Genomic DNA, 11,115 nt, shown 5'->3' on the forward strand with positions numbered 1-11,115 from the left:
CAAATGTGGGAGCTGGCTTGCCTGCGATGGCGTTGGATCAGTCAGCATTTTCGGTAACTGACACTCCGCCATCGCAGGCAAGCCAGCTCTTATCAAACTTAAAATAACTCATTGATTTTACATGGGTAAGGATTCACCTGAAATCTTGAATCTTGCATAAGCCATTTCAGTCGACCGCACTCCTGTGGCGAGCGGGCTTGCCCCGCGTTGGGGTGCGAAGCGCCCCCAGTCAAGACGATGCGGTGGATCAGGCATACCTCTGCGTCTGCTTTGGGGCTGCTGCGCAGCCCAACGCGGGGCAAGCCCGCTCGCCACAGAAGTCCCAGTTTGCTGCGCGACAGCGCTACGTCGAAGAGGTAGTGGGAACTCCCACAGGGAATGTGCCTACTTCGATGTCCGGGCCGGCCCGTGAATCCAATGGCTTACTTTGCAGTAAGCCCATTACCTTTTTGTGCGTTCTTGTGGCGAGTCCCGGCGGTTTCTATCCTGAAGACCTATTGAACATTCAGGAGTACCCGCCATGACCCTCGCGCTTCCCCCAGCCATCGCCCGTTACTTCGCCGCCGACGCCGCCAAGTCGGGTGATTTCAGCGAGTGTTTCACCGCCGACGCGGTGGTAAGGGACGAAGGCCGCACTTATGTCGGTTTGCCGGCTATCCAGGCCTGGAAGGCCGGCAGCGATGATAAGTACAGCTACACCAGCGAACCCTTTGCCTGTGAAGAGCTGCCCTCTGCTTCGTCTGCTTGCTGGTCGAGCCGCCACGCGGCGTTGAACCGAGTTTGCCAGACGGCAGCGTTATCTCTGGGCGGTAAAACCCTGGTGACCAGTCATCTGGTGGGGAATTTCCCTGGAAGCCCGCTGGACCTGCGATATGGCTTCAGCCTGGAAGGCGACAGGATTGCCGCGCTGGAGATCGGAGTATGAGCTTCGATCTCGGCCTGAAAGGCCTTCGCGCGCTGGTCACCGGTGGCACCAAAGGTATCGGCGCCGCCGTGGTCGCCGTGTTGCATGAGCAAGGCGTCCAGGTGATTTCGGCCGCGCGTTCGGCGGCGGATTCGACGCCCGAAGGCGTGCATTTCATCGCCGCTGACCTGGGCACCGCCGCCGGTTGTGCCAGTGCTACCGAGGCGGTGAAGGATCGGTTCGGCGGCGTGGATATCATCGTCAATGTGCTCGGCGGCTCCAGCGCGCCGGGCGGTGGGTTTGCGGTGCTGGACGACGAGCAATGGATGAGTGCGCTGAACCAGAACCTGATGGCGGCCGTGCGGGTGGACCGGGCGTTGCTGCCGGGAATGGTCGAGCGTGGAGCGGGTGTGATTATTCATGTCACCTCGATCCAGAGGGTGTTGCCATTGCCCGAATCGACCACGGCCTACGCCGCTGCCAAGGCGGCATTGGCGACCTACAGCAAGAGCCTGTCCAAAGAAGTGACGCCCAAGGGGGTGCGGGTGGTGCGCGTGTCGCCGGGTTGGGTGGAAACGGATGCGGCGGTCGCGCTGGCGGAGCGACTGGCGGATGAAGCGGGTACGGATTACGAAGGCGGCAAGCAGATCATCATGCAGGCGCTGGGCGGCATTCCCCTCGGGCGCCCGGCCAAGCCTGGGGAAGTGGCCGACTTGATCGCCTTCCTCGTATCGCCGCGCGCCGCTTCGATCAGCGGCACCGAGTACGTGATCGACGGCGGCACGGTGCCTACGGTCTAGCTCGCGGGTTTGGCGGCCTGCCATTTGAGCAGCCCGTCCAGCACCGGGCACAGGCTCTGGCCCCACTCGGTCATGCGGTATTCGACCTTGGGCGGCACCACCGGGTAGACCGTGCGGTGCACCAGGCCGTCGGCTTCGAGCTGGCGCAATTGTTGGGCAAGCATCTTCTGCGAGATATCCGGGATCAGCCGCTCAAGGTCGGAATAGCGCTGTACCTGGCCACCGAACAGGTGGAACAGGATGATCAGCTTCCAGCGCCCGCCGAGCCAGGCGAGGGTGGTTTCGACGTCGGCTGCGGCCGTGGCGGGGGTGTAGGCTTTACTCATCGCTCGATTCCTGGAAGGTGGCGAAAATGGGCGACACGAATACGATCCAACGCTTGGCACCAATCGCACATTTTTACATCAGGCATAAAAAACGCCCGCTACCGTCGCGGGCGTTGTGCGCTCGGAGTTTAACCGGGCCGCGAAACCCGGTCGATGATGGCGGCGGTCATTTCGCGCATTGGCGGCGAGGTTCATCGCAGGATCGGGCGCTGCTGCTGATCGATCTGCACTGGGCGAGGATGGCGTTGCAGGGGTTGGCCACGTCGATAGATGAAAACCGATTCTTGCGCGCGGACCTGGCGCGTGCTCAGGCCACGCGCTTCTCGGTGCAGGACGCCGTCAACCGTATCGGCACGCGCGCCTTCGAGCTGATGGAAGGCATGGCGTTCATGTCGTCTGAAGAGGCCGCTTATCTGCTGGTGGCAACACATGTGCTGGGTTCCACCCGTCTTCCAGGGCGCCAGCAGTGCATTCCGGTGTGAGCACATAAGCTAGAACGGCGGGAGGCCGGGGTCAGCGGCGGCTGCTGACCTCTGCGGGCACATCGTCACCGGCCATGCGCTTGCGGAACAGGGCCGTTCGCGCAAGCAGCAGCGTGGTGACCGGCACCGTGATCGACAACAAAATCGGAATCAACCACCCGTGCAACACGGGCCCGGACTTGAGCACCGAAAAGTAGATAATCGATGCGAGCGCCACGCACCACGCGCCGAGCGTCGAGGCCAGCGCCGGCGGGTGCATGCGCTGGAAAAAATCCTTCATGCGCAACAGCCCAAGCGCCCCGATCAGCGCAAACACGCTGCTCAAGACCAGCAGTAACCCGACGACGATTTCCATCCATAACGGCATCATTCAATCACCTCCCCACGCAACAGGAATTTGGCCAGGGCAAACGAGCCCACGAAGCCGAACAGCGCGATCAGCAGCGCGGCCTCAAAGTAGGTGTCACTGGCATAACGGATGCCCAGCACCAACATCATCAGCATTGCCAGAATGTACAGATAGTCCAGCGCCAATACCCGGTCCTGGGCGGACGGGCCTTTAAACAGGCGGATCAACGTCAGCACCATCGCCAGGGAAAACAGGAACAGGCTGAACAGGATCGCATTGGAGAGCAGGGCGCTCATTCGAAGATCTCCATCAGGGGCCGCTCATAGGTGGCTTTGAAGTGCTCGATAAACGGTGCCTCCTCGTCCAGGTCGAACACGTGCAAAAGCAGGATGCTGCGGTCCAGCGCCAGTTCGGACCAAATGGTGCCGGGGATCACCGTGGTGATCATCGACAGCGCCGCGAGGCCGTTGGGGCTGCGCAGGTCCAGGGGGATTTTGATAAAGCGCGAACGCGGCGGGCGTGAGCCGCACGTCAGCACGCCCCAGGCCACTTGCAGGTTGGAGACAATCACGTCGCGGCCCACCAGCAGGAGCAGGCGCAGGATCACGCCCGGACGGCGCAGGCTGATCGGTTGCGGGCGCAGTGGCGCCATCATCAGCGGCGCAAGAATGCCCAGCAGCGCGCCGAGCAGCAGGTTGCCGGGGCTCATGGACAGGTTCAGCACCAGCCACAACCCCAACAAGGCCAGCGATAACCACGGGGCCGGAAACAGGCGCTTCATGGTTGCACCTCCGCGTCGGCTGCCTTGGCTTCGGGGCTCGGCACCGGGCGCGTCGCCATCACCGCCATGACGTAGCTTTCCGGGTTGTTCAGGCTCTTGGCGGTGGCCAGGGTGTAGTGCATCAACGGCTCGGCCTTGAAGGTCAGCGCGATGCTCAGGCCCAGCAGCAGGAAGATCGGCACGCATTCGTTGCGGCGCAGCAGGGGCGATGGGCGCTCTTCGGGGGTCCAGAAGCGTTGGATGCCCAGCCGCGCGAACGCAATCAGCGAGGCCAGGCCCGACAGGATCAACAGTGTCACCAGGCCCCAGGCCGCCGGCCGAATGGGTTCATCCACCGCATTGCCAAAGCCCAGCGGGTTGACCAGTGCATGCAGCAAACTGAGCTTGCCGATAAACCCCGACAGCGGCGGCATGCCGATGATCAGCAGTGCGCAGGCAACAAAGCTCAGGCCGAGAAACGCCATGGTCCACGGGATCACCTGGCCGACCACGGCTTTCTGTTCATCGTCGAGGTTGACGCCGGGCCGTGGGTGCAAGGATTCCATGGCCTTGGGCAGGGCGTCGATCTCTTCATCCAGCGGCAGGTCGTTGGCCGAGCGCGAGCGTTCGATCAATTCAGCCAGCAGGAACAGCGCGCTCAGCGCCAGGGTGGAGCTGACCAGATAGAACAACGCCCCAGCCGTGAGGCTCGGCTGGGCAAAGCCCACCGCTGACAGCAGAATGCCGGCCGATACCAGAATGCTCAGGCTCGCCATGCGTTCCAGGCGCTGCGCCGCGAGCATCGCCAGCGCCGCGCACACAATGGTCGCCATGCCGCCGTAGACCAGCCAGTCACCGCCAAACAACGCCGACGCGCCGGCCTGGCCGGAGAACAGCAACGTCCACAAGCGCAGCACGGTGTACACGCCCACCTTGGTCATGATCGCGAACATCGCCGCCACTGGCGCGCTGGCTGAAGAGTACGCCGGAGCCAGCCAGAAATTCAGCGGCCACATACCGGCCTTGGCCAGGAACGCGGTGGCCAGAATCGCCGCGCCAGCGTGCAGCAGGCCGCGATCGGCTTCCGGCACCAGCGGGATTTTCAGCGCCAGGTCAGCGAAGTTCAGCGTACCGGTCACCCCATAGACCAGCGCCGCGCCGATCAGGAACAGCGACGACGCCAGCAGGTTGATCGCGATGTAATGCAGCCCCGACGACACCCGCGCGCGCCCCGAACCATGCAGCATCAAGCCGTAGGAGGCGGCCAGCAGCACCTCGAAGAACACGAACAGGTTGAACAGGTCGGCGGTGAGGAAGGCGCCGTACAGGCCCATCATCTGCACTTGGAACAGCGCATGGAAACTGGTACCCGCGCGGTCCCAGCGGGCCATGGCGAACAGCAGCGCGCTCACGCCGATGATTCCGGTCAGCACCAGCATCAGCGCCGACAGTTGGTCCACCACCAACACGATACCGAACGGCACTTGCCAGTTGCCCGGCAGGTATACGCCGATCGAGCCGGGGCCGCCTTTTTGGGTCCAGTACAGCAGCAGGACCGCGACGCCCAAACCCAGCATGCTCGAGACCAGGTTGATTTTTGCCTTCAGCGGGCGGCGTTTCTCGCCGAGCATCAGCATCAGCGCCGCGGTCAACAGCGGCAGCAGAATCGGCGCAACGATCAGTTGATTGACCCAATTCATTCCTTGGGCTCCCGGCCATCCACATGGTCGGTGCCAGTCAGGCCCCGGGAGGCCAGCAGTACCACCAGGAACAGCGCGGTCATGGCGAAGCTGATCACGATGGCCGTCAGCACCAGCGCCTGGGGCAGGGGGTCGGTGTAGTTGAGCAGGTCTTGCGGCACGCCGTCCTTGATGATCGGCTCTTTGCCGATAAACAGGCTGCCCATGCTGAAAATGAACAGGTTCACCCCGTACGACAACAGGCACAGGCCCATCACCACCTGGAACGTCCGTGGCCGCAGGATCAACCAGACGCCGGAGGCCGCCAGGACCCCAATGGCAATTGCAATGACTTCTTCCATCAGGCGGCAGCTCCTTGTGGGGTGGCGACAGCTTTGGGCTGGTTGCTCGGTTTATGCGCTCGCACCGACTGGTGGCCGAGGGCGGTGAGCATCAGCAGGGTCGAGCCGACGACCATGGCGTACACGCCGACATCGAAGAACAACGCGCTGGCGATATGGATATCGCCCAACACCGGCAAGCTCAGATGCCAGGTATGGGTGGTGAGGAACGGGTACCCGGCAAACAGTGCGCCGAGCCCGGTGAGGGTCGCCGACAGCAGGCCGAAGCCCATCCAGCGCATCGGCCTCAGGCTCATCTGCGCCTCGACCCACTGGGTGCCGGCCACCATGTATTGCAGGATAAATGCCACCGACATCACCAGCCCCGCGACAAAGCCGCCGCCCGGTTGGTTATGGCCGCGCATGAACAGGTAGAACGACACCACCAGCGCTATCGGCAACAGCAGGCGCACCAGCACCGCCGGCACCATCATAAAGCCCAGGGCGGTGTCGCTGGCCTGGCGCGGGTTGACCAGATCTGTGGCCACATCCGGCGCAAGCTGGCGCTGTTGGGGCGGCAGTTCCATGCTTTCTTTCGACGGACGAAAACGCCGCAGCAGTGCGTACACGGTCAGCGCCACGGCGCCGAGCACGGTGATTTCGCCGAGGGTGTCGAAGCCACGGAAGTCCACCAGCATCACGTTCACCACATTGCTGCCGCCGCCTTCGGGCAGGGCGCGGCTAAGGTAGAACGAGGAGATGTCGTTGGGCGTCTGGCGGGTCAGCATCGCATACGACAACAGCGCCATGCCGCCGCCCACCACGGTGGACAGCAGAAAGTCGCGCAGGCGACGGATGCGCGCCTTGCGCAGCGAGCCGGGCAACGGCGAGACCTCTTCAATCCGGCGCGGCAACCAGCGCAGGCCGAGCAGAATCAATACCGTGGTCACCACCTCCACCACCAGTTGGGTCAGCGCCAGGTCCGGCGCCGAGAACCACACGAAGGTGATGCAGGTCATCAGGCCGCACACGCTGACCATGGTCAGGGCTGCCAGCCGGTGGTACTTGGCCTGCCAGGCAGCGCCCAGCGCGCAGGCAATCGCCAGCAGCCACAGGGTGACGAACACGATGGAGCCGGGGATCTTCGGCCGGTCACCCCAGGTCAGGCCACTGTTGAACATCGGGATCATGGCGCCAATCACCGCCACGATCACCAGCAGGAACAATTGGGTTTGCAGGCGCTTGGTGCTGATGCGTTTTTCGATACGGCGCACGCCGCGCATCATCAGGACCAGGCAGCGCTCGAAGCCACGTTTGCCGTTGAAGTAGCCGATCAGTGGCGGGTAGACGAAGCGGCCACGCTTGAGTTGCTTGCGCAACATCAGGTACAGCACCACGCCGCCGCACATGGCCACCAGGCTCATCATCAACGGTGCGTTCCAGCCGTGCCAGATCGCCAGGCTGTACTCAGGCAGCGCGCCGCCCACCACGGGCAATGCGGCGGCGGCGAGGATCGAACCGACCATCTGGGCCGGGAAGATGCCCACCAGCAGGCAGGTGAACACCAGCAGTTCAACCGGCGCGCGCATCCAGCGTGGCGGTTCGTGCGGGGTGTGAGGCAGGTCGGTAGCGGGCGGGCCGAAGAACACATCCACGGTAAACCGCAATGCATAGGCCACGCTGAAGGTGCCGGCGATGGTCGCGATCACGGGCAGCGCGATTTCCACCCATTTTGTTGCCGAGATAAATACCGTTTCGGCGAAGAACATCTCTTTGGACAGGAAGCCATTGAGCAACGGGACGCCGGCCATCGAGGCGCTGGCCACCATCGCCAGGGTCGCGGTGAACGGGATCAGACGCACCAGCCCACTGAGCTTGCGGATATCCCGCGTGCCGCTTTCGTGGTCGATGATGCCTGCCGCCATGAACAGCGAGGCCTTGAAGGTGGCGTGGTTAAGAATATGGAACACTGCCGCGACGGCAGCCAGCGGGCTGTTGAGGCCCAGGAGCAACGTGATCAGCCCGAGGTGACTGATGGTCGAGTAGGCCAGCAGGCCTTTGAGATCGTTTTGAAACATCGCGCAGTAAGCGCCGAGGAGGAGTGTAATGGCGCCGGCACCGCCGACGATCCAGAACCATTCTTCGCTGCCCGACAGCGACGGCCACAGGCGGGCCAGCAGGAACACGCCGGCCTTCACCATCGTTGCCGAGTGCAGATAGGCCGAGACCGGTGTTGGCGCCGCCATGGCGTGGGGCAGCCAGAAGTGGAAAGGGAACTGCGCGCTTTTGCTCAAGGCGCCGACCAGCACCAAAGCCAGCATCACCGGGTACAGCGAGTGCGCGCGAATCTGGTCGCCTGCCGCCAGCACCTGGTCCAGGTCGTAGCTGCCGACGATATGCCCCAGCAACATCACGCCGGCCAGCAGGCACAAGCCGCCCGCGCCGGTGACCATCAACGCCATGTAGGCGCCGCGCCTGGCATCGGCGCGGTGGTGCCAGTAACCGATCAACAGAAACGAGAACAGGCTGGTCAGTTCCCAGAAAAACACGATCTGGATCAGGTTGCCGGAGATCACCAGGCCGAGCATGGCGCCCATGAAGGCCAGGAAAAACGCGAAGAAGCGCGGCACCGGGTCGTCCGGCGACATGTAGTAACGCGCATACAGCGACACCAGCGTACCGATGCCCAGCACCAGCATCGAGAACAACCAGGCGAAGCCATCCATGCGCAGCACGAAATTCAGACCGAGGCTGGGCAACCACATGAATTCTTCACGGATCACGCCACCATGGGCGATCAGGGGGTAGAGCAGGGCGACTTGAATAGTGCCGACCAATGCCACAAGGCCGGCCAGCAGGGATTCGGTATTACGTGCATTGTGCGGCAGCAGGGCCGCCAGACAGCTGCCAATGAATGGCAGAAGCAGTAGAACTATCAGGGACATAGGCTTCTAATCTGCGGGAGTTTGGGATGCATCATACGTGCCGCTTTCTCGATCACCAAACGTCAAGATGTGGCAGGATCCTACAAGCTTGGCTGAAAATTCGTGTTACGCATTGTTTACAGGCGCTACCTGTCCAATGTGGGATCGCCCGCGAAGGCGGCAGTTCAGTTGGAACGAGTTGACTGCCATTGCACCTTCGCCAGCAAGCCCGCTCCCACATTTTTTGACCGGGACAGGGCTTACCCCTGCTGCTTCTGTTCGACCTCAGCTTGCAGTTCGAGCGCTTTGCGCCCCTTCGTTTTCAGCTCACTCACAATGACGGCCAGCACGATCAGCGCTGCACCCACCATCGCAATCGGCGGGAAGCGCTCGCCGGCGAGCCGCCCAACCACGCCCGCCCACACCGGTTCACCGGCATAGATCAAGGTGGCCCGGGTCGGCGAAACACTCTGCTGCGCCCAATTCATCGCGACCTGGATCACCGCGCTGGTCAAGCCCAGGCCCACCGCACTGAACAGCAGCAACCACGAGAAGCCCGGCAACACCTCGCCCATCGGCACCACCATCAGGAACGACAACAGCGACGCCGTGGCCAGTTGCACCACGGTCACCCGACGCACATCCACTTGCCCGGCAAAGGCACTGATCAGAATGATTTCGGCGGCAATCGCCACGGCACCGATCAGCGTAGCGATTTCACCGGGGCTGAAATTCAAGGACGCGCCGGCCGGGCCGGTTAACAGCATCAACCCGGCAAACGCCAGCATGATGCCGATACTTGGCATCAACCCTGGACGTCGGCCCAGCACCAACCATTGCAACAGCGGCACGAACGGTACATAGAGCGCGGTGATGAACGCCGACTGGCTGCTCAGGATTGTCTGCAGGCCAATCGTCTGCAAGCCGTAGCCGAACATGATCGCCACGCCGATGAACACGCCGGCCTTCAATTCGAACAGGGTCAGGTCGCGTAAGGTGCGCAGGGAGAAAAAGCCGACCACAATGGCTGCCGCCGCGAAGCGCAGGCCCACGAAAAACATCGGCCCGCTGACGGTCATGGCATGGTGCACCAGCAAGAAAGTGCCGCCCCAAATCATGGTGATGACCACCAGAATGCATTCGGCTTTGCTCAAGCGGTTGAAACGCGAAGGGGAGTTCGGGGTGGTCATGGCGGCTCTGGTCTTGCATGGGAAAGGCACGGACCGCACAATGCGCCGCACGCTGGGCAGTATACTGCGCACACCCACCCATTGAGCAATATAGTGCACAAAGAAAACCCACATCGGGCTTCGGTCCTGCAACACGTCAGCCAGAACGTGCGTCGCCTGCGCCACGCCGCCGGCCTGAGCCAGACCGCGCTTGCGGAAAAGTCCGGAGTCAGTCGGCGCATGCTGGTGGCCATCGAGGCCGGCGAAAAGAACGTCAGCCTGTCCACCCTGGACCGGGTGGCGGAAGCGTTGGATGTCGCGTTCAGCGATCTGATCCAGGCGCCGGATGTGCGTGACCACAGCCGTATCAATGAGCTGGCCTGGGCGGGCGAAATTGTTGGCAGCAAGGCTGTGCTCCTGGCCAAAGCCACGGCGCGGCGCGAAGTCGAGTTATGGGAGTGGCGGCTTGAACCTGGTGACCGATACTGCCCGGACCCTGACTTGGAAGGCTGGAGCGAGCAGTTATTTGTCTTTGAGGGCAGCTTGACTCTAGTGATAGGCAGCACTGAATACACCATCGGTGCCGGGGAGTTCTTCATGTTTCCCAGCCACCAGCCTCACGCTTATCGCAATGAAGGGGATGTGGCAGTTCGGTTTGTGAGAAACGTGGTGATCTAAATGTCGATACCTGCACCTGTCAACTGTCAGATTTCACAGCTTATGGGTTCTGCGCCCCGGAGGTAGAGTCGGTATCCCCACTCAATGAACTATTCATATCAGAGCAGTAAGTCTCGGGTGGCTTTTTTCTTCCCAAGGAGAGAACTCTAATGAACTCAAGATACTTATCTGTTAATGAACAGTACCTCGCTCCGCAAATCACACCGTCTAGCGGGGATAGTGTCAAATACCCCGAGGTGACCGACGGTAAGGGTAAGGTAGTCGTTGCTGCGTACCCAGGCCTGGAAGTCGGGCAAACGATTAATTGCTACGTAAAGGGGAACGGAACTGAGTTTTCGTCCATTGAGATTAAAGATGTGCAGCCCCAGTACGAGGCTGCTTTAAAGTTTAATCTCGTATTCGAGGAAGCGTCCGTCGATACCGGCTATTTTGTGTCGGACGCCGACGGGAACGTGATTGGTAGTTCTGCAGAGCGTCGATATACCGTGCTGGATCGACCTTAAGCTCTCAATCGGTGACTTTCAATACTCGGGGTCATTGCCTTGAGTATTGAAAGTGTTTGCCAGTTGAAAAAGGCTGCGGCGTACAGTCTCGCTAAAGGCGTCAACTGTTGATGGTGCAACACTGTTCATACACTCTGCTTCTTCGCTGCGGCAAACAGCAATGGCCCGCCAAATTCCCAACTCAACTGCGAACAGTTGGT

General features: G+C 61.7%; 14 protein-coding genes. 5 read left to right on the top strand and 9 right to left on the bottom strand.

Annotation, left to right across the window (positions count from 1 at the left end):
• Positions 1 to 520: 520 nt before the first annotated feature.
• Entirely contained in the window at positions 521 to 925 is a 405-nt protein-coding gene (locus Q1V60_RS13690; protein ID WP_300631181.1) for a nuclear transport factor 2 family protein, read from the top strand.
• Positions 922 to 1,704, top strand: coding sequence for an SDR family oxidoreductase (locus tag Q1V60_RS13695; RefSeq protein ID WP_300631183.1), 783 nt, complete (start codon positions 922 to 924; stop codon positions 1,702 to 1,704). The genes Q1V60_RS13690 and Q1V60_RS13695 overlap by 4 nt, the downstream gene beginning before the upstream one ends.
• On the opposite strand, the gene Q1V60_RS13700 is transcribed toward Q1V60_RS13695, so the two are convergent.
• The gene (locus tag Q1V60_RS13700) at positions 1,701 to 2,030 is read right to left on the bottom strand and encodes a helix-turn-helix domain-containing protein (RefSeq protein WP_300631185.1); all 330 of its coding nucleotides are present in this window, start codon (positions 2,028 to 2,030) and stop codon (positions 1,701 to 1,703) included. The genes Q1V60_RS13695 and Q1V60_RS13700 overlap by 4 nt on opposite strands.
• A 26-nt stretch (positions 2,031 to 2,056) precedes the next feature.
• Between Q1V60_RS13700 and Q1V60_RS13705 the strand changes: the two genes are divergently transcribed.
• Positions 2,057 to 2,512: a hypothetical protein gene (locus Q1V60_RS13705; RefSeq protein ID WP_300631187.1), complete on the top strand. Its 456-nt coding sequence runs from the start codon at positions 2,057 to 2,059 to the stop codon at positions 2,510 to 2,512.
• Positions 2,513 to 2,543: 31 nt separating this feature from the next.
• Here Q1V60_RS13705 and Q1V60_RS13710 read toward each other — a convergent pair whose 3' ends face one another.
• The 7 genes from Q1V60_RS13710 to Q1V60_RS13740 all read right to left on the bottom strand — a co-directional run bounded on the left by Q1V60_RS13710 (position 2,544) and on the right by Q1V60_RS13740 (position 9,755).
• The gene (locus tag Q1V60_RS13710; RefSeq protein WP_076950844.1) at positions 2,544 to 2,882 is read right to left on the bottom strand and encodes a Na+/H+ antiporter subunit G; all 339 of its coding nucleotides are present in this window, start codon (positions 2,880 to 2,882) and stop codon (positions 2,544 to 2,546) included.
• Positions 2,879 to 3,157, bottom strand: coding sequence for a K+/H+ antiporter subunit F (locus Q1V60_RS13715; protein WP_005789171.1), 279 nt, complete (start codon positions 3,155 to 3,157; stop codon positions 2,879 to 2,881). Before Q1V60_RS13715 ends, Q1V60_RS13710 begins: the two co-directional genes overlap by 4 nt.
• Positions 3,154 to 3,642 (bottom strand): Na+/H+ antiporter subunit E, encoded by a 489-nt coding sequence (locus Q1V60_RS13720; protein ID WP_300631193.1) that lies wholly within the window; start codon positions 3,640 to 3,642, stop codon positions 3,154 to 3,156. Before Q1V60_RS13720 ends, Q1V60_RS13715 begins: the two co-directional genes overlap by 4 nt.
• Positions 3,639 to 5,321, bottom strand: coding sequence for a monovalent cation/H+ antiporter subunit D (locus tag Q1V60_RS13725; protein ID WP_300631194.1), 1,683 nt, complete (start codon positions 5,319 to 5,321; stop codon positions 3,639 to 3,641). The genes Q1V60_RS13720 and Q1V60_RS13725 overlap by 4 nt, the downstream gene beginning before the upstream one ends.
• On the bottom strand, positions 5,318 to 5,662 hold the full coding sequence (locus tag Q1V60_RS13730; protein WP_003192163.1) for a Na+/H+ antiporter subunit C: 345 nt from the start codon (positions 5,660 to 5,662) through the stop codon (positions 5,318 to 5,320). Before Q1V60_RS13730 ends, Q1V60_RS13725 begins: the two co-directional genes overlap by 4 nt.
• Entirely contained in the window at positions 5,662 to 8,586 is a 2,925-nt protein-coding gene (locus Q1V60_RS13735) for a monovalent cation/H+ antiporter subunit A (RefSeq protein ID WP_300631204.1), read from the bottom strand. Before Q1V60_RS13735 ends, Q1V60_RS13730 begins: the two co-directional genes overlap by 1 nt.
• Before the next feature lie 239 nt (positions 8,587 to 8,825).
• Positions 8,826 to 9,755, bottom strand: a complete 930-nt coding sequence (locus tag Q1V60_RS13740) for a DMT family transporter (RefSeq protein ID WP_300631206.1) — start codon at positions 9,753 to 9,755, stop codon at positions 8,826 to 8,828.
• A 93-nt stretch (positions 9,756 to 9,848) separates the two neighbouring features.
• On the opposite strand from Q1V60_RS13740, the gene Q1V60_RS13745 reads away from it, so the two are divergent.
• Together Q1V60_RS13745 and Q1V60_RS13750 are read left to right on the top strand one after the other, a co-directional pair.
• Complete coding sequence (locus Q1V60_RS13745; protein WP_300631208.1) at positions 9,849 to 10,412, top strand: XRE family transcriptional regulator; 564 nt, start codon at positions 9,849 to 9,851, stop codon at positions 10,410 to 10,412.
• A 149-nt stretch (positions 10,413 to 10,561) separates the two neighbouring features.
• Complete coding sequence (locus tag Q1V60_RS13750) at positions 10,562 to 10,915, top strand: hypothetical protein (RefSeq protein WP_300631210.1); 354 nt, start codon at positions 10,562 to 10,564, stop codon at positions 10,913 to 10,915.
• Between the two features lie 18 nt (positions 10,916 to 10,933).
• On the opposite strand, the gene Q1V60_RS13755 is transcribed toward Q1V60_RS13750, so the two are convergent.
• On the bottom strand, positions 10,934 to 11,115 hold a 182-nt coding region (locus tag Q1V60_RS13755; RefSeq protein WP_300631212.1), incomplete at its 5' end, for a hypothetical protein.

Source organism: Pseudomonas sp. (assembly GCF_030147005.1).
In the GTDB taxonomy this organism is placed as follows: domain Bacteria; phylum Pseudomonadota; class Gammaproteobacteria; order Pseudomonadales; family Pseudomonadaceae; genus Aquipseudomonas.